Annotated in this window: 17 protein-coding genes; 9 read left to right on the top strand and 8 right to left on the bottom strand. The window is 68.4% G+C overall.

What is annotated here, in order from left to right:
• The first annotated feature begins 45 nt into the window (after positions 1-45).
• From C7R54_RS07830 to lspA, 3 genes are read left to right on the top strand one after another with little or no spacing between them, the layout of a single operon-like run.
• Positions 46-1,011 carry a bifunctional riboflavin kinase/FAD synthetase gene (locus C7R54_RS07830; protein ID WP_129149649.1) on the top strand — a complete coding sequence of 322 codons (966 nt, stop codon included), beginning with the start codon at positions 46-48 and terminating at the stop codon, positions 1,009-1,011.
• On the top strand, positions 1,001-3,862 hold the full coding sequence (gene ileS, locus C7R54_RS07825) for an isoleucine--tRNA ligase (protein ID WP_129149648.1): 2,862 nt from the start codon (positions 1,001-1,003) through the stop codon (positions 3,860-3,862). Before C7R54_RS07830 ends, ileS begins: the two co-directional genes overlap by 11 nt.
• Positions 3,855-4,373 (top strand): signal peptidase II, encoded by a 519-nt coding sequence (gene lspA / locus C7R54_RS07820; protein ID WP_192903615.1) that lies wholly within the window; start codon positions 3,855-3,857, stop codon positions 4,371-4,373. The genes ileS and lspA overlap by 8 nt, the downstream gene beginning before the upstream one ends.
• A 55-nt stretch (positions 4,374-4,428) precedes the next feature.
• On the opposite strand, the gene C7R54_RS07815 is transcribed toward lspA, so the two are convergent.
• Positions 4,429-5,349 (bottom strand): LysR substrate-binding domain-containing protein, encoded by a 921-nt coding sequence (locus C7R54_RS07815; protein ID WP_129149647.1) that lies wholly within the window; start codon positions 5,347-5,349, stop codon positions 4,429-4,431.
• Between the two features lie 148 nt (positions 5,350-5,497).
• On the opposite strand from C7R54_RS07815, the gene C7R54_RS07810 reads away from it, so the two are divergent.
• From C7R54_RS07810 to C7R54_RS07785, 6 genes are all read left to right on the top strand, one after another.
• Positions 5,498-6,445 carry a Bug family tripartite tricarboxylate transporter substrate binding protein gene (locus C7R54_RS07810; protein ID WP_158021170.1) on the top strand — a complete coding sequence of 316 codons (948 nt, stop codon included), beginning with the start codon at positions 5,498-5,500 and terminating at the stop codon, positions 6,443-6,445.
• A gap of 114 nt (positions 6,446-6,559) precedes the next feature.
• On the top strand, positions 6,560-7,762 hold the full coding sequence (locus tag C7R54_RS07805; protein ID WP_129149645.1) for an aminotransferase class V-fold PLP-dependent enzyme: 1,203 nt from the start codon (positions 6,560-6,562) through the stop codon (positions 7,760-7,762).
• Between the two features lie 97 nt (positions 7,763-7,859).
• Entirely contained in the window at positions 7,860-9,056 is a 1,197-nt protein-coding gene (gene coaBC, locus C7R54_RS07800; protein ID WP_129149644.1) for a bifunctional phosphopantothenoylcysteine decarboxylase/phosphopantothenate--cysteine ligase CoaBC, read from the top strand.
• Between the two features lie 144 nt (positions 9,057-9,200).
• A complete protein-coding gene (locus tag C7R54_RS07795) occupies positions 9,201-9,848 on the top strand; it encodes a DedA family protein (protein ID WP_129149643.1) in 648 nt (215 codons plus the stop codon).
• A gap of 12 nt (positions 9,849-9,860) precedes the next feature.
• Positions 9,861-10,454, top strand: a complete 594-nt coding sequence (locus C7R54_RS07790) for a hypothetical protein (RefSeq protein WP_129149642.1) — start codon at positions 9,861-9,863, stop codon at positions 10,452-10,454.
• A 121-nt stretch (positions 10,455-10,575) separates the two neighbouring features.
• Positions 10,576-11,226 (top strand): dUTPase, encoded by a 651-nt coding sequence (locus C7R54_RS07785; protein WP_129150380.1) that lies wholly within the window; start codon positions 10,576-10,578, stop codon positions 11,224-11,226.
• Positions 11,227-11,233: 7 nt separating this feature from the next.
• Here the strand turns inward: C7R54_RS07785 and C7R54_RS07780 are convergent, their stop codons facing one another.
• The 7 genes from C7R54_RS07780 to lhpI all read right to left on the bottom strand — a co-directional run bounded on the left by C7R54_RS07780 (position 11,234) and on the right by lhpI (position 18,324).
• On the bottom strand, positions 11,234-12,349 hold the full coding sequence (locus tag C7R54_RS07780) for an NADH:flavin oxidoreductase/NADH oxidase (RefSeq protein WP_129149641.1): 1,116 nt from the start codon (positions 12,347-12,349) through the stop codon (positions 11,234-11,236).
• A gap of 165 nt (positions 12,350-12,514) precedes the next feature.
• Positions 12,515-13,285 carry an amino acid ABC transporter ATP-binding protein gene (locus tag C7R54_RS07775; RefSeq protein WP_129149640.1) on the bottom strand — a complete coding sequence of 257 codons (771 nt, stop codon included), beginning with the start codon at positions 13,283-13,285 and terminating at the stop codon, positions 12,515-12,517.
• Positions 13,282-14,004, bottom strand: coding sequence for an ectoine/hydroxyectoine ABC transporter permease subunit EhuD (gene ehuD / locus C7R54_RS07770; RefSeq protein WP_129149639.1), 723 nt, complete (start codon positions 14,002-14,004; stop codon positions 13,282-13,284). The genes C7R54_RS07775 and ehuD overlap by 4 nt, the downstream gene beginning before the upstream one ends.
• Positions 14,001-14,642 (bottom strand): ectoine/hydroxyectoine ABC transporter permease subunit EhuC, encoded by a 642-nt coding sequence (gene ehuC, locus C7R54_RS07765; RefSeq protein ID WP_129149638.1) that lies wholly within the window; start codon positions 14,640-14,642, stop codon positions 14,001-14,003. Before ehuC ends, ehuD begins: the two co-directional genes overlap by 4 nt.
• A gap of 140 nt (positions 14,643-14,782) precedes the next feature.
• Entirely contained in the window at positions 14,783-15,694 is a 912-nt protein-coding gene (gene ehuB, locus C7R54_RS07760) for an ectoine/hydroxyectoine ABC transporter substrate-binding protein EhuB (protein WP_240039432.1), read from the bottom strand.
• Between the two features lie 247 nt (positions 15,695-15,941).
• Positions 15,942-17,144, bottom strand: a complete 1,203-nt coding sequence (locus C7R54_RS07755; protein WP_420809125.1) for an ABC transporter substrate-binding protein — start codon at positions 17,142-17,144, stop codon at positions 15,942-15,944.
• Positions 17,145-17,367: 223 nt separating this feature from the next.
• Positions 17,368-18,324 (bottom strand): bifunctional Delta(1)-pyrroline-2-carboxylate/Delta(1)-piperideine-2-carboxylate reductase, encoded by a 957-nt coding sequence (lhpI, locus tag C7R54_RS07750; protein ID WP_129149635.1) that lies wholly within the window; start codon positions 18,322-18,324, stop codon positions 17,368-17,370.
• Positions 18,325-18,351 lie beyond the last annotated feature (27 nt).

Genomic DNA, 18,351 nt, shown 5'->3' with positions numbered 1-18,351 from the left:
TAATGGGCGAAGAACAGCCCGGTGCAAAATTGTAAACTCAGCGTCGTGAAACCATCGCTGCATATTTTCCGCTCCCTGCCGCCGCCGGCCGCGCGCCGGCCCTGCGCCCTGACCATCGGCAATTTCGACGGTGTCCACCGGGGACACCAGGCCATGCTGGCGCGCCTGCGCGACATCAGCCAGGAACACGGCCTGACCCCGACGGTAATGACCTTCGAGCCGCATCCGCGCGAGTATTTCGCCAAGCTGAACCAGCGCCCCGAGCTCGCGCCGACCCGGATTTCCGGCTTGCGCGACAAGCTGGACGCCCTCGCCCGCGCCGGCGTGGAACAGGTCGTGGTCGAGCGTTTCAATGCCCGCCTGGCCGACATGGAGCCCGAAACCTTCGTGGAACGCCTGCTGGTGCGCGGGCTGGGGGTGCGCCGGGTCCTGGTCGGCCCGGATTTCCGCTATGGCCGCAAGCGCCGGGGCGACGTCGACCAACTGGTCGCCGCGGGCGCCCGCTACGACTTCCAGGTGGAAATCCTCCAGGATGTCACCGACACCCACGGTCACCGCATTTCCAGCTCAGAGGTCCGCACCGCCCTGGCGGTCGGCGACCTGGCGCGGGCCGGAGACCTGCTGGGGCACGCCTATCACCTGAGCGGCCACGTCATCCACGGCCAGAAACTGGGCCGCACCCTGGGATTCCCCACCCTCAACCTGCGCGTGGCCGAGCGTTGCGCCGCCCGGTCCGGGATCTACGTGGTGCGCGTGCATGGCCTGGCCGACCGGCCCCTGCCCGCCGTCGCCAGCCTGGGCGTGCGTCCGACGGTCGAGGACCATGGCCGCGTGCTGCTTGAAGCACACGTGCTCGACGAGCGTGTGGACGCATACGGTAAACTCGTGCGAGTTGAATTCCTGCACAAGCTGCGGGACGAAGAAAAGTTCCCCGACCTCCCCACCCTGACCGCCGCCATCGCCGACGACGCGCGTAATGCACGCGCCTATTTTGCCGTTCATGGACTCTAAAAAGACCCTCAACCTCCCCGATACCTCCTTCCCCATGCGGGGCGACCTCGCCAAGCGAGAGCCGGCATGGATTGCCGAATGGGAGGAAAACCGTGTCTACCAGGCCATCCGCGCCGCCAGCAAGGGGCGGCCGCGCTTCGTGCTGCACGATGGCCCGCCCTATGCGAACGGCGATATCCACATCGGTCATGCGGTCAACAAGATCCTGAAGGACATCATCGTCAAGAGCCGCAACATGGCGGGCTATGACGCGCATTACGTGCCGGGCTGGGACTGCCACGGCATGCCGATCGAAATCCAGATCGAAAAGAAATACGGCAAGAACCTGCCGGTGGCCGAAATGCAGTCCAAGGCGCGCGCCTACGCCATGGAGCAGATCGAGCGCCAGAAAAAGGACTTCAAGCGCCTGGGCGTGCTGGCCGACTGGGATCGTCCCTACATGACCATGCGTCATGCCAACGAGGCCAACGAGATCCGCGTCTTCGGCCACATCATGGAAAAGGGCTACGTGTTCCGTGGCCTGAAGCCGGTCAACTGGTGTTTCGACTGTGGCTCGGCGCTGGCCGAAGCCGAGGTCGAATACGCCGACCGCGTCGACCCGGCGGTCGACGTGGCCTTCCGCTTCGCCGACAAGGCCGCCCTGGCGCGCGCCTTCGGCCTGCCGCGGGTGGACGATGGCGCCATCGTCATCTGGACCACCACGCCATGGACCATTCCGTCCAACCAGGCGCTGAACCTGCATCCGGAAATCGAATACGCGCTGGTGCGCGTGACGCCCGCCCCCGCCAACGGTCCGCTGCTGCTGCTGGCGCGCGAACGGGTCGAGGCCTGCCTCCAGCAATGGGGCCTGCAGGGCGAAGTCATCGCCACCGCGCCGGGCGCCAAGCTGGACGGCATCACCTTCAAGCACCCGCTGGCGCATGTCGACGCCGGGTACGACCGCGTGTCGCCTATCTACCTGGGCGACTACGTCACGGCCGACTCCGGCACCGGCGTGGTGCACTCGGCGCCGGCCTACGGTATCGAGGACTTCGTGTCGTGCAAGGCGCACGGCATGCGCGACGAGGACATGCTCAGTCCCGTGATGGGCGACGGCCGCTACGCGCCCAGCCTGCCGCTGTTCGGCGGCCTGTCGATCTGGGACGCCAATCCCAAGATCACCGAGACCCTGCGCGAAGCCGGGTCGCTGATGCACGTTGAAAAGCACAAGCACAGCTACATGCACTGCTGGCGCCACAAGACGCCCATCATCTACCGCGCCACCAACCAGTGGTTCGCCGGCATGGATGTCAAGCCCAAGGACGGCGGCCCCACGCTGCGCGAGTCCGCGCTGGCCGGCATCGATGCCACCGCCTTCTATCCCGCCTGGGGTCGCGCCCGCCTGCACGCCATGATCGCCAACCGGCCGGACTGGACGCTGTCGCGCCAGCGCCAGTGGGGCGTGCCCATGGCCTTCTTCGTGCACAAGGAAAACGGCACGCTGCATCCGCGCACGCTGGAGCTGCTGGAACAGATCGCCCAGCGCGTCGAGACGGGCGGCATCGAGGCCTGGCAGTCGCTGGATGCACGCGAACTGATCGGCGACGATGCGGATCTCTACGAAAAGAGCCATGACACGCTGGACGTGTGGTTCGACTCCGGCAGCACCCATGCCACCGTGCTGGGCGGCAAGGACGGCGCCTACAAGGGCATGCACAGCGACGAACTGGCGTGGCCCGCGGACCTGTACCTGGAAGGCTCGGACCAGCATCGCGGCTGGTTCCATTCGTCGCTGCTGACCGGCTGCATGCTGTACGGCCAACCGCCCTACAAGGCGCTGCTGACGCACGGCTTCGTCGTCGACGGCCAGGGCCGCAAGATGAGCAAGTCCGTCGGCAACGTCATCGCCCCGCAGAAGGTCTCCGATTCGCTGGGCGCGGAAATCCTGCGCCTGTGGGTGGCGTCGACCGACTACTCGGGCGAACTGTCGATTTCCGACGAAATCCTCAAGCGCGTGGTGGAAAGCTATCGCCGCATCCGTAACACGCTGCGTTTCCTGCTGGCCAACGTGGCGGACTTCGACGCCACCGCCGACGCGGTGCCTTATGCCGAGCTGGCGGAAATCGACCGTTATGCGCTGGCGATGACCGCGCAGATGCAGGTCGAAGTGCTGGGGCATTACGAGAAGTTCGACTTTCATCCGGCGGTCTCCCGCCTGCAGACCTTCTGCTCCGAGGACCTGGGCGCGTTCTACCTGGATATCCTGAAGGATCGCCTGTATACCACCGGCACGGCCAGCAAGGCCCGCCGTTCGGCCCAGACCGCCCTGGTGGAAATCGCCCAGGCCCTGATCAAGCTGATGGCGCCCATCCTGTCCTTCACGGCGGAAGAGTCGTGGAAGGTGCTGGTCGACTCGGCGCTGAAGCACCAGGCCGATGCCGCGCGCACCACCATTTTCACCGAGGTCTTCCACCAGTTGCCGCCGCTGGGCGATGGCGACACGCTGCCGGCCAAGTGGACGCGCCTGCGCGCCATCCGCGCCGACGTCCTGCGCAAGCTGGAGGAAGTGCGGACGGCCGGCAACATCGGCTCGTCGCTGCAAGCCGAAGTGGACATCGATGCGGCCGGCGAAGACCTGGCGCTGCTGCGCAGCCTGGGCGACGACCTGCGCTTCGTGCTTATCGTCTCGCGCGCCGACGTCCATGAAGGCGCCGGCGAACTGGGCATCCGCATCACGCCGTCGACGCATGCGAAGTGCGAACGCTGCTGGCACTACCGCGCGGACGTGGGCGCCGACAAGGCGCATCCCCTGATCTGCGGCCGCTGCGTCACCAACCTGTTCGGCACGGGCGAGCAACGCGACCATGCCTGACGCCACGCCGCAGCCATCGACCGATGGGGGCCGGAGCCTGGGATTCTGGTTGATGGTGGCCCTGGCCATCATCATCCTGGACCAGGCGACCAAGCTCTACCTCGACCAGGCCATGACCTATGCCCAGCGCATCAGCGTGCTGCCGGTCTTCGACCTGACCCTGGTCTACAACCAGGGCGCGGCCTTCAGCTTCCTGGCCGACCAGCCAGGCTGGCAGCGCTGGTTCTTCACGGCCCTGGGCCTGGTCGCGGCCGTGGTCATCGGCCTGATCCTGCGCCGCACGGCGGGCCGCCAGCCACGGCTTTCCCTGGCCCTGGCCATGATCCTGGGCGGCGCCCTGGGCAACGTCATCGATCGCGTGGCCTACGGCCACGTCATCGACTTCCTGCTTTTCTACTGGAAGAACTGGTACTACCCCGCCTTCAACCTGGCGGATGTCGGCATCACCTGCGGCGCCATCCTGCTGGTCCTGGATGAGTTGCTGCGGATGCGCAAGCCCAAGGCGGCTTGAGCCACAGCCAGCCCAACTCGGCCGAACCGGGCCAGACCGGCCCGGTCCCGGTTCCTCACGCGCCTTCGCGCGGACGGATCAAGGTCTCCCGCAACCACGCCATGAACGACACCGTCGCGCTGCGGTGAGCCGTGCGCTGCGCGCAGATGGCGTAATAGTTCAACCCATCCCTGGCCTCCCCCGACCACAGGCGCACCAGCGCGCCGCGCGCCAACGCGTCGGCGACCAGCGAAACACGCCCCACGGTCACGCCCTCCCCTGCCTCCAGCGCGGACAGCAGGGTCGTGGAGTCGTTGAACTTCAGGGTCGCCTGCTCGTTGACGAAGGCGGCTTCGGGATTACATCGATTCCACTGGTCGACGTAGTCGCGCTCCATGTTGCGGAAGACGAGATGGCCGGCGACGTCGCCGGGCCGGGCGTCGCGCAGGGCTTGCGCGACGCCGGGGGCGCAGACCGGAATCAGGCCGTCGTCGGATAACTGCAACTCGTCGTAGCCCGGCCAATTGCCGTCCCCCAGCCGCACGGAAATGTCCGCCCCCGACGCCTCGATGTCGGCGTAGTAGCGGTGCACGTCGATACGCACGTCTATCCACGGATGCGCCCGCACGAAGTCGCCCAGCCTGGGCGCCAGCACGCGCTCCGCATAGCTGCGCGCCGCGGACACCACCAGCGTCTGCCGCTCGACATCGAGGACCAGGCGGCCGAGGCCATCGTTGAGCAGCTCGAAGGCGCGACGCGTGAAGTCGTAAAGCAGTTCACCTTCCTGCGTGAACTTCAGGCCCCGCGAATTGCGCTCGAACAGGGCCACGCCAAGATGGTCTTCCAGCGCCTTGATCTGGCGACTCAAGGCGCTCTGCGTCAAGGCCAGGCTCTCCGCCGCGCGCACCTGGTTCAGATGCCGGGCGACCGTGTCGAACACGAGCAGGGTCCGCAGGGAGGGCATGCGCTGTAGCGGAAAGGTATTCGGTGGATGCATATCGGGCACCGTGTTTACTCATTGGCCGCCAAAACGGCGCAAGTCTATTGTTGATCCCCGCGCGGCCCATTGAACCGCGCGTCGCGAAAACAACGGGGAACCTTGATATATGAAAGCCACGAAGTTTGCAGCCGCCCGGCGTCTGTCCATGAAAGCCGCCCTGGCCGCCAGTCTTGCCATATCGCTTAACGCACAGGCCGACGACTACCCCAGCCGGCCGGTCAACGTGATTGTGCCCTACTCCGCCGGCGGCAGCTCCGACGCCGTCGCCCGCCTGGTGGGCCAGAAAATGGGCGAAGTGCTCAAGCAGCCGTTCATCGTCGAGAACCGCGCCGGCGCGGGCGCCACCATAGGCACCGCATTCGCGGGACGGCGCGGGCAGGAAGGCTACACCCTGCTGCTGGCGGACAATGCCCAGGCCGTCGCCCCGGCCATGTTCAGCCACCTGTCCTACGATGCGGTGGGCGACTTCTCCATGGTGGGCTTCGTCGGCGACTCGCGGGTCATGCTGTTCGCCAGCAAGTCTTCCGGCATCGCGTCGCTGCGGGACCTGTTGCAAAAAGCCAAGGCGCAGCCCGGTAAATTGGCGATCGGCACGGGCCAGGGTTCGCCCAGCCACCTCATGACGGAACTGTTCCAGGCCAGGGCAGGCATCAAGTTGCAGGTCGTCCCCTACAAGGGCGCATCGGCCGCGCTGGCCGACCTGATGGCCGGACACATCGACCTGGTGCTTTCCAACCCCGCCTCGGGCGCCTCGTACAGCGCGAGCGGCAAGATATCGGTATTGGCTCAGTCCGGCGCCAAGCGTGACGCCCGTTACGCCGACGTACCCACTTTCGCCGAGTCCGGCATCGCCAACTTCGAGGCCAGCTACTGGTTCGCGCTGCTCGCGCCCAGCGATACGCCCGCGCCGTCGCTGCAGAAGCTCAAGGGCGCGCTGCAGGCGACGCTGCAAGACGCTTCCGTGCGCCACAAACTGGACGAGCTGGGCATCGACGAACTGGACCCGCGCAATGCCGGCGGCATGGAGAAAATCCAGGCCGAGAGCGCGTTATGGAAGAGCGTGGTCGCCACTTCCGGCATCGTGACGAACTGATCGCGCCCACGCGCGGCGCCAGCCAGCGCCCGCCCGCCGCGCATCGCCCTGCATCCTTCAACCCTCCGCCAAACATACGCGAACCGCACTCGAACCGTACTCGGTCTATCACTCATGAATCAGCCCTCCCTAGCCGCCGCGGACACGCCCGCTTTCGAATTGGCCCGGAACTGCTTTCCGGGCGCCCTGGACAAGGTCTACATGGACGTCGCCAGCCGCGGCCTGCTGCCGGGCAGGGCCAAGGACCTGGCCGCCCGCCACTTGCAGGACCGCATCGACGGCATCGCGGACAAGAAGCACTACTTCGCGCTGGTCGAGGCCGCGCGCGAAAAATTCGCGCGTCTCATCGGCGCGCATGCCGACGAAATCGCCATTACCAAGAACGTTTCCGAGGGACTCAACATCGTCGCCGGCGCCCTGGCGTGGGAGAAAGGCGACGAGGTGATGCTTTGTTCGCGGATCGAGCATCCCAACAACATCTATGCCTGGCGCAACCTGGAGGCCAAGGGCGTCACCGTGACGGACCTGCCGGCCGACGACGGGGCATTCCCGATGGCGGCCGCCCTCGACCGCCTTGCCGGGCCGGGCCGCGCACCCAAGGTCGTGACGCTCTCCAGCACCTCCTTCAAGCCCGGCTTGCGCGCGGACCTGGATGCCTTGTCCCGCGCCTGCGAACAGCGCGGCACCCTGCTGGTCGTGGACGCGGCGCAGTCCGTGGGGATCGCGCACCTGGACATGCGCGCGCAGCCCGTCGGGGCGCTGGCCGCGAGCACCCAGAAAGGGCTTTGCGCGCTTTACGGCATGGGTTTCCTCTACGTGCGACGCGACTGGGCGAACAGGATGCGCCCCCAGGGCCTGGCGCGATTCGGCGTCGACATCGAGGCGCAACACGAGGCGGATTACGATCCCGGTCCCCTCCGCTATCGCGACGCCGCGCTGCGCTTCGACCTGGGTAACTACAACTTCCTGGCCGCGGCGCTGGTGGGCGCCAGCCTGGACGTGCTGCTGTCCTATGGAACCCGGCGCATCGACGACTACGTGACACGCCTGTCCAGCCGCCTGGCCGATGGCCTGCGTGAAACGGGCGCCGCGGTCGTGCGCCATGCGCGGGCGCGGCCGTCGAACATCGTCTGCATCGACTTCCAGGGCGATATGCCACGCGCCGCCGGCGTGCTCGACGGAATCCGCGCGCGCGGGATCCACGCCACGGTCAGGGGCAGCATGCTGCGCTATTCCCTGCACCTGTACAACAACCAGGACGACGTCGACGCCGCCATAGCGGCGACCCGCGCGGCCCTGGCGGCTGCCGGCGGCTGACGGGGCGCGGCGGCGGGGACGTCCTGGCGCCTGGTGCGGCGCGGCGGATTTGACGGATAATGGGCCGATTGCAACCTACCCTGCCCGTCGGCGCCCCATGCAAGATCTAGCCAAAAAACGCATCGTCCTAGGCCTAACCGGCGGCGTCGCCTGCTACAAGATCGCCGAATTCGTGCGTCGCGCGACCGAGCAAGGCGCCACCGTCGACGTCGTCATGACGGAGGCCGCCACCCAGTTCATCACGCCGGTGACCATGCAGGCCTTGTCCGGCCGCCCGGTCTACGTCAGCGCCTGGGACGCCCGCATCGCCAACAACATGCCGCACATCGACCTGAGCCGCGGCGCGGACGCCATCCTGATCGCGCCGGCCAGCACCGACTTCATGGCCAAGCTGGCGCACGGCATGGCGGACGATCTGCTGTCCACGCTGTGCGTCGCCCGAGCCTGTCCGCTCATCGTCGTGCCGGCCATGAACCGGGAAATGTGGGCCAACCCCGCCACCCAGCGCAACGCCGCGCAATTGGCGCAGGACGGTATCACCCTACTCGGCCCCGCCTCGGGCGACCAGGCCTGCGGCGAGATCGGCAGCGGCCGCATGATCGAGCCGCACGAGATCCTGGCCGACCTCATCGCCTTCTTCCAGCCCAAGCCGCTGGCCGGCAAGCGCGTGCTGCTGACCGCCGGCCCGACGGTCGAGCCCATCGATCCGGTCCGCGTCATCAGCAACCGTTCCTCCGGCAAGACCGGCTATGCCCTGGCACGCGCGGCGCGCGAAGCAGGCGCGCAGGTCACCCTGGTCAGCGGCCCCACCGCCCTGCCCGCGCCGCGCGGCGTCGACGTGTATCCCGTCCAGACCGCCCGTCAGATGCACCAGGCGGTCATGGCCCAGGCGCGCCAGGCCGATATCTTCATCGCCGTGGCCGCGGTGGCGGACTGGCACGTCAAGAACGCCGCCACGCAAAAGATGAAGAAAACCGAAAGTGGCGCCGGCGCGCCCGTGCTGGAGTTCGAACCCAACCCCGATATCCTCGCCGACGTCGCGCGCCTGGACGGCGGGCCGTGGTGCGTGGGCTTCGCGGCGGAGACCGAGAATCTGTCCGAATACGCCCAGGCCAAGCGCCAGCGCAAGAACATCCCCTTGCTGGTGGGCAATCTTGCCCATGAAGTCATGGATGCGGACGACACCCGCCTGGTGCTGTTCGACGACCGGGGCGAACACCCCCTTCCCGCCGCCGGCAAGCTGGACGCGGCGCGGCGCCTGGTCGCGGAAATCGCGGCGCGCCTGCCGCGCTGAGGCGCGATAGCCATCGGAAGCCTGCGCAAGCCGTTGCCCCCCGCCGCGCGCCGAAACAGCCGCGTGACGCAAGCGTGACATGCAACGACGGTTAAGATAGCGCATCCCGCAAGGTCGACTTCCCTGACGGCCCGAGGTCCCCGCATGGCAGATTTCATCGAGCAGGTCCGGCAGTTCATCGAAACCCACCAGGAATGGGCGGGCCTGGTCACGGGCCTGTTGACCCTGGGCGAGTCCCTGGTACTGGTCGGGCTGTTCGTGCCGGCCACGGCGCTCATGCTGGCGACCGGGGGACTGGTGGGCAGCGGTACGCTGGACGGCGGGACCGTCCTGGCCTGGGGCATCGCCGGCGCGGTCATCGGGGACGCCATCTCGTACAGCCTGGGTCGTTGGCTGGGACCGGGCATCCTGCGGCGCCGGCCACTGAACCGCCAGCGGCAGACCGTCGCGCGAGCGCGCCTGTTCTTCCACCGCTACGGCTTCGCGTCCGTCGTACTGGGCCGCTTCCTTGGGCCGATCCGTGCGATCATTCCCACCGTGGCCGGGGTCATGGGCATGCCGCACGCGCGCTTCCAGCTGGCCAACGTGCTGTCCGCCCTGATCTGGATGCCTGTCATGCTGGCGCCCGGCTACCTGGCCGCGCGCGGCATGGAGGACGGCCTGGCGGGCGGCGGCGGCCAGGTCGTGATGCTGGTCGGCACGGGCATATCGGTCATGCTGGGACTTTGGCTGCTGGCCGCCCTGCTGCGCCCGCGCCGCCAGTCCGCCGGCGCCCGCCGCGCGAAAATCTGAGAGGCCCCGATCATGGCGCTGGATGGCGAACCCAAGGACGGCGATTACGTCCGCTACGTCGAACGATTGGTCAACCGCGGCGCACCGCCGCCGGGACAGGTGATCGCGCAGGACGCCGCCGGTGGCGCCAAGGAGCACGACGCCGCGCTTTCGCCGGGCGAGGTGGGCCGCCCGGCCAGCCGGCGGCCCGCCCAGGGCAGCAGCGGCGCCACGGCAAGGACAGGCACGCGCGCCTATCCTGCCGGCAGCCCCGCGCGCGATCCCGCGCCCGACAACGGCCAGGCCAATGCCATGCGCACCGGCGCCGAGGCCGGCCCGGCGCCCTCGCTGGCGGCGCGATCGGCGCAGCGCAAGATTTCCGCCGTGATCCTCGTGGTGGCCCTGTTGATCGCCTGGCACGCCGTGCGCTTGATCCTGGGCGCCGTCGATGACGGCAATGTCGATGTCTCGGCCCTGATGCCCGGCGTTTTCCTGCTGGCCTTCGCGCTGATGGTGTACGGCATCAGCCGCAATATCCGCCGCAACGCCGATCGGCCGGCGGCCAAGCTGCCGCCGCTGACGACCGTGTCCGGCAACAAGCCCGGCCAGGGCAACCGGCCCAGGTAGGCACCGGGCGCGGCGGCCGCCGGTGCTAACATGCCCGGCTTCCCTTGATCTTTCGCCGGCTGCCGCGCGTGGCCGCGCCCTGCTTTTGAATGGAGTGCCCGTGACCCAGACCCCCGCCGGATTGCTGCCCGCCCAGGCGGCGACCATGCTGAAGCTGCAAGACCAGCTCAATCGCCGCATCAATCCCGACTGGACGCGCGCCGGCCAGCGCTTCCTGCGCGCCGCCTTCGTCGAGGCCGCCGAAGCGCTGGAACACCACGGCTGGAAGTGGTGGAAAAAGCAGACCCTGGACCTGCCGCAGGTGCAGATGGAACTGATCGACATCCTGCACTTCTATCTCTCGCACGCCATCGTCGCCCATGACGGCGCGGACGGTGCGTCCCGCGCGCTGATGGCCGACCTGGCCGGCGGGGACGACGTCCTGCTGGATGGCAAGACCTATTCCCTGCCCGCGCTGGACATTCCCGAACTGCTGGAACTGCTGGGTGGCCTGGCCGTGTGCGGCCGCGCCAGCTTCAAGGTGCTGGCGACCACCATGGGACGCTGCCAGCTGACGTGGGACGAGGCGTTCAAGCAGTACGTGTCGAAGAACGTGCTGAACCTGTTCCGCCAGGATCACGGCTACAAGGAAGGCACCTACATCAAGGAATGGAATGGCGAGGAGGACAATGTCGTCCTCGCCCGCCTGATGGCCGGCCTGGAAGCCGCGCGGCCGGACTTCGCCGAACAGCTGCTGGCGCAACTGGAACAGGCCTACGCCAAACTGAAGTAGCGTCGCCTCAGCGCCCGCCGAAGCTGGCGTCGGCGAACAGGTCCTTCAGCTCGCGCGGCTGCGAGCGCCAGTACTGAGGCGGCGCCTGCACGTTGTGGCCCAGTTCGGCCGCCGCGTGCCAGGGCCAGCGCGGGTCGTAGAGGATGCCGCGCGCCAGCGACACGACGTCGGCCTGCCCGCTGGCGATGATTTCGTCGGCATGGCGCGGTTCCGTGATCAGGCCCACCGCCATCGTCGGCAGGCCGGTCTGCCGCTTGATCTCTTCGGCGAAAGGCACCTGGTAGCCGGGCGACAACGGTATTTTCTGCGCCGTGGACAGGCCGCCCGACGAAACGTCGATATAGTCGAGGCCATGCTGCTTCAGGGCCTGCGCGTAGACCAGGGTCTGCGCCACGTCCCAACCGCCTTCGACCCAGTCCGACGCCGAGACCCGCACGCCCACGGCCTTGTCGGCGGGAAACGCGGCACGGACGGCATCGAACACCTCCAGCGGGAAGCGCAGCCGGTTTTCCAGGCTGCCGCCGTATTCGTCCGTACGCTGGTTCGACAACGGCGACAGGAACTGGTGCAGCAGGTAGCCGTGCGCGGAGTGCACCTGCACCGTGTCGAAGCCCAGGCGCGCGGCACGCCGCGCGGAATCGGCGAAAGCCTGGCGGATGCGCGCCAGCCCGTCCTTGTCCAGCGCATGCGGCGGCACTTCGTCCTTGCCGTGCGGGATGGCCGACGGCGCGTCGCAGATCCAGCCGCCCTCGGCGACAGGCAGTTGCTGGCCGCCCTTCCATGGCGCCTGGCTGGAAGCCTTGCGTCCGGCATGCGCCAGCTGCAGGCCCAGCTTGATGGGCGAATAGCGGCGGATCGCCTGCACCACGCGGCCCAGGGCCTGCTCGTTATCGTCGTTCCAAAGGCCGACATCGGCCGGCGTGATGCGCCCGCCCGGTTCGACGGCAGTGGCCTCGACGGTCAGCAGGCCGGCGCCGGACAGCGCCAGATGGCCCAGGTGGATCATGTGCCAGTCGGTGGCATTGCCGTCCTCGGCCGAGTATTCGCACATCGGGGCGATGGCGATACGGTTGACCAGCGGCAGCTTGCCCAGCGCGACGGGCGAAAACAGGTGATGGCTCATGCGAGCTCCAGAATGGGTAGACCCACCGTTTATACCTTGGCCGCCGGCACGGGCGCCTGAAGCCCCCACAGGCGATACGGCCTCGTGCCGTCGCGAGCCGCCCGCCAGGGGACGGATCGGCATCGCCACGATGGGCGGGACTGGCGTCCTGCCTGGCGGCCGCCCCTATTCCGCCTCGATGACCGCCTGAAGAAACTGGCGCGCCCGCGGATGCCGGGGATTGCTGAAGAACCGGTCCGACGGCGCATCCTCCACCACGCGGCCGCCGTCGAAGAACAGCGTGCGGTCGGAAGACTGCTCGGCGAATTTCATCTGATGGGTGACGATGAGCATGGTCATGGTCCGCTGCGCCGAAAGCTCGCGCATGATCTGCAGGATACCGCCGACCAGTTCCGGATCCAACGCCGACGTCACTTCGTCGAACAACATGATCTCCGGGCGCATCACCAGTGCGCGGGCGATGCCGACGCGCTGCTTCTGGCCACCCGACAATTGCGCGGGATAGGCGTCGAGCTTGTCGCCCAGTCCGACCTTGTCCAGATACTCGCGCCCCAGCTTTTCCGCGTCGGCGCGCGCCAGGCCCTGCACGTACATGGGCGCCTCGATCACATTGCCCAGGGCGGTCAGGTGCGGGAACAGGTTGAATTGCTGGAACACCATGCCTATCTTGCCGCGCACCGCGCGCACGTGGGCGGAATCGGCCGTGGCGGGCTGCCCCTGGCCATCCGTCCACATCGGCGCGCCATCGATTTCGATGGTGCCTTCGCTGGGGCGGTCCAGGGTCATCAGCAGGCGCAGCAAGGTGGACTTGCCCGAGCCTGAAGGACCGACGATGGCGACGGTCTGGCCGGCGGGAATGTCCAGGTCCAGGCCCCGGATGATATGCAGGTCGCCATGGCGTTTGTGGACGTTGGTCAGGCGTATGCTCGCGCTCATGCTTGGGCTCCCGGAATGGTTGGGGACGACACCGCGGCCCGATTGCCGCGCGTCGCCAGCCGGCGCTCCAGCCCCGCCACGGCGCGCGCGGCGACCAGGCTCAGCGCCAGGAAGATGAGGCCGACCAGGGTCAGCGGTTCGGTATAGCGGAAGGTCGCCGCGCCCGTCATCTTGCTTTGCTGCAGGAGTTCGACCACGGTGATGGCCGACAGCATGGGCGTGTCCTTGAGCATGGCGATCAGGTAATTGCCCAGGGCCGGCACGACCGGCGGCAGCGCCTGCGGCAGCACGATGCGGGTCAGCGTGCGCCATGCGGACATGTTCAGGGCCCGCGCCGCCTCGGACTGCCCGCGCGGCACCGACTCCAGGCCCGCCCGGTAGACCTCCGCGCAGTACGAGGCATAGTGCAAGCCCAGCGCCAGCACGCCGGTGGCCAGCGGCGAAAGGCTGGCGCCCGTCAGCGGCAAGGCATAGAACAGGAAGTACATCTGCACCAGCAAGGGCGTGCTGCGCACGAACTCGATCAGCAGGGCGGCGGGCAGGGACAAGGCCCGTATCGGCGATCGGCGCCACACCGCCAGGGCCAGGCCCAGCACGACGGCGATGAGCATGCCCAGCACGGTGGCCGCGAGCGTCACCAGCAAGGCGCTGCCGAGTTGCGGCAGGATGTCCCAGGCGTAGTGCCAATCGAAACGGACGGGAGCGGCTGCGGTGTTCATCGGACGGCGACCTTGCTTTCGAGCCGGCGCATGACGCCGGTAATGGCCAGCGCCACGACGAAATACAGCAGCAGCACGGCCAGGAAAACGGGCGTGGTGCGCAAGGTGTCGCTGCGCACCAGTTGGCCGCTGAAGGTCAGGTCCGTGATCGTGATCAGGGAGACCAGCGCGGTGTTCTTCAGCAGTTCGATCAACAGATTGGTGGCCGGCGGCAGCATGGCGGCCAAGGCCTGCGGCAGGACGATGCGCCGCAACGCGAGGGCCGGCGGCATGTTCAGCGCGCGCGCCGCCTCGCGCTGGCCGCGCGGGACGGCGGCGATGGCGCCGCGCACGACCTCGGCCCCATAGGCGCCGGTGTTGGCGGCCAGTACCGCGATGCCGACCGCCATGGCGGGCAGTTCGATGCCGAACAGCGGCAGGACGAAATAGAACCAGAACAGCTGCACCAGCGCCGAGGTGCCGCGGAATACCTGCACGTACACGGTGGCGGGCCAGCGCAGCCATGGCTGCGGAGAGAGGCGGCCCAGGCCGGCCAGCAAGGCCAGCGGTATGGCCAGCAGGGCAGCGGCGGCGGTGATCTGCAAGGTCACGCCAAGGCCGCGCAGCAGCGGCATTATCAATACCTGGAAGTCTTCCATGGGCGGATTCCCCGTTTCGTTTGAAGTTGCGCCGCAAGCGACGGCCAGATCCGGCACCGGACGCCAATGCGGGCCGGCGGCGCCGGCGCGTGCTCGCCGGCCGCGCGCCCACTGCCACGCGCGCTCGATATCCCGCGCGCTCACTGCCCCGCGCACAGGCGCGCGGCGGTCATGCCCCGCGGCAGTTCCTTTTCCGTGAAGCCGAAGGGCGCGACCAGGCGTCGATGCTCGGGCGTGCCGATGAAGCGCTTGAGTTCGGCATTGAAGGCATCGACCAGCGCCTGGTCGTCCTTGCGGAAGGCATACGCGCCATAGCCGCGTACCGGCTTGCCGTCGATCACGGGATCGCTGAACGGCTGGGCCGTTTCCAGGCCCCCGTCGGGCGGCAGCTTGCCCAGCAGGTGATTGATGGTCAGGGCGGTGGCCGCATAGGCGTCGGCGCGGCCGACCTGCACGCCCGCCAGCGCACTGACGGCGTCGGGAAAAATCACCATGCGGTCGGCCGGGATACCGACGGCCGCCGCGTAGTCGCCCTCGATGGCGCCGACGACGATGCCCAGCCTGGCGTCGGCCTGGCGCGCCAGGTCTTCGTAGCCGTGCAGGTTGCGCGGGTTGTGCGCCGGCACCAGGAAGGCGGCGCCCACGCCGTAGGTGGGATCGGAAAACGCCACCTGCCTGCAGCGGTCCGGCGTCACGTACATGCCGGCGGCGATGATGTCGAAGCGGCCCGCGTTCAGGCCGGGAATCAGGGAACCGAATTCGGTCAGCACCGCCTGGACATGGCGGATGCCCAGGCGCCGCAGCACGACGCGGGCGATTTCCACCGATTCACCGGTGACCTGGTTGCCGCGGCTGTCCATGTAGGCGAACGGCGCCTCATTGGCGTAGCCGACACGGATCTCCCCCTTCGCACGGGCCTGGGCCAGCGTATCCGGCGCACGCGCTTGCGCCTGTGGCCGCCCGCCGCCGTCGCCGCCCGCGCGCACGGCCGCATAACCCAGCAGGCCCGCGCCGATGGCGGCCACGATGGCCAGTCTCAGGCTTTTCGGCAAACCCTGTCCCCCTTTTCCAAAATTCAATGTTGCCGAAATGATATTGCACAAAACCATTTCAATACAAATTACTTGATCGCTAATCAATCAGGCGGCCTGGCTACGTGCCGCCTTGGCGGGACTGGGCTGTCAAGGCAACCGCCGGGGAATATCGCGGAGTGGTGCCCGCCACGCGGGACAGCGGCGGGCACGCCGGACGGTATCGGACGCGTGGGGCCTGCGGCGCGGCGAGCTTGGCGCGGCGGCCTCAATCGGGAGGGTAAACATACCGTCCGCCACGCACCGCGCCCATCACCGCGGCGTCGGTCCCAAGGCCTTGGTGGTCGATGGGCGAGAGGTTGAGGATGCCGTTGGGTACGGCCAGGCCGCGGGTGTCCTCCAGGGCCTTGCGCAGGGCGACACGGAAGGCCTCGTTGCCGGGACGCAGGCCGGCGCGCAGGACGTCGGCCACGGCGCGGTCGAGCAGGATCCACGCGCCATAGGCATCGGCGGAAAACTGGGTCACCGTGTCCCTGCCATACCTGCCCTCGTAGAGGTCGGCGAACGCCAGGGCTGCCGGCCTGGCCGGATGGCCGGGCGGCAAGGCGCGCGCGAACATGGCGGGGCCGGCGGCGAACAAGGTACCCTCCACGTCGTCCTCGCCGTCCTTGAGGAAGTCGGGGGTGGCGATGCCGTGGGTCTGGTAGACCTGGCCGCCGTAGCCGCGCTCGCGCAGCGTGCGTTGCGGCAGGACGGCGTCCGCGCCGGTCGCGGCCACCAGCACGGCGGCGGGATGCGCCGCGATGACGCGCTGCGCCTGGCTCACCAGCGACTGGGCGCCGCGCGGATAGCGTTCCTGCGCGACGATGCGCAGCTTGCCTGCCGCCGCCTGGCCGAAGGCCTGCCGCCAGCCGTCGCCATACGCATCGTCGAAGCCCAGGAATGCAACGTCGTGATAGCCCCGCCGTGCCATGTCGTCCACCAGGGCGCGCGCCATGGCGTCGTCGTTCTGCGCCATCTTGAAGACCCAGGCGCGGGTCGCGTCCATCGGCGCAACCAGGCTGGGCGCGCCGGCAAGGACGATCAGCGGCGTCCGCGTCCGCGCGGCATCGGGCAGGACCTGCTGCGCCAGCGGCGTGGTCACGAAACCGACCACGGCGTCGGTCCGAGGAAGGCTGGTTGACGTATCGCCACTGGTCATCCCGGCCGCCAGCGGCTGTTCGGCCGTGGCCTTCGTCCCGCCTACGCCGCCCCGGGGGGCGCCGGACGCATCGGCGGGATCGGCGGGATCGCCGGCATCGGTAAACGCCCGCATATTGGCAAGCGCACGGGCGGGGTCGCTGCCGTCGTCGAGGACCACATAGCGGGCCGGCAGTCCTCCGAGGGTCGTGGGCCACAGGCGCACGGCGTTGCGGCTTTGCAAGCCAAGGACGCTGGCGCGGCCGGTCAAGGACAAGTCCACGCCCACGATCACCGTGGCCGGCGCGTTCGCGGCCGCCGTGGACGCCTTACCGCTCTCCGGCACCTGCGCGCCGGCGGCGTGAGCCGGCCCCGCCACTGGCAACAAGCATGCCGCCCAGGCCAACGAGGCAACCGCGGCGATCCGCCGCGGTCCTGCGCGGAGACACGATGACAAGACTGCGAACATGGCAAGGCTCCGACATGGGCGCGAGCGCGCACACCCCGATTTTGCCTCAAACCTTAGTGTTTGCTCCGTCGCCTCGCGCCGCCTCGTAGACCAGCGCTGCCGTGGTCAGGTCCTCCAGCGCGCTGCCCACGGCCTTGAAGATCGTGATCTCCTCATCGTGCCGCCGTCCCGCCACCGTCCCGCGCGCCAGCCCATGAAGGTCGCCGCGGATATCGCCGCGCGCCAGGGCCCCGGCCTCGAAGGCTTGCAACAGGTCGCCAGCCTTGGCCGGCGCTTCGTCCGTATCGACGTAGACGGACGCGCCGCGGAAGCAGTCCGGATGCGCTTCCACCATGTCCGGCTTGAAGCTGCCTATGAGATCGAGATGGGTGCCCGGCCGCAGCCACTCCGCCCGCACCAGCGGTTGCGTCGACAACGTGGCGCAACTGACGATGTCCGCCTGCTCGACGGCCTCGCGCGCGTCCGCCACCGCGACGGCATCCATGCCCGCCTCGCGCAGGCTGGCCGCCAGCGCCTGGGCGCCGGCCGGACGCACGTTCCAGACCAGCACGCGTTCGATGGGCCGCACCGTGCGCATCGCTTGCGCCACCAGGCCGGCGATACGGCCGGACCCGATAATGGCCAGCACGCGCGCGTCGCGCCGCGCCAGGTAGTCCGCGCCCAGGGCCGCCGCGCCGGCGGTCCGATAGACGGTGACGACGTCGCCGTCGACATGGGCCAGCGGAATGCCCGTATGCGCGCTGTACAAGGTGTAGGTGGCGTGCAGCCCGGGCAGCCCCCGCGCGCCATTGCCGGGGAAGATATTGATGATCTTCACGCCCAGGTAGCCCTGCTCGTTCCAAGCCGGCATGATCAGCGCCGTGCCGTGGTGGCCGCCGGACTCGATGGCATGGGTGTGCCGCAAGGGCACGGTCGCGCCTTGCTGGAAAGCCGTGCGCAAGGCGGGGATCAGTACGTCAAAGGACAGCGCCGAACGGGTCTGTTCGGTATCGATAAGCAACATCTGGCTACCTCCTGGTCGCCAGGGATT

The sequence above is a fragment of the Achromobacter aloeverae genome, assembly GCF_004121055.1.
GTDB lineage: Bacteria > Pseudomonadota > Gammaproteobacteria > Burkholderiales > Burkholderiaceae_B > Bordetella_C > Bordetella_C aloeverae.
Note: the sequence above shows the minus strand (reverse complement) of the source record. Positions and strands in the feature narration are given on the sequence as shown.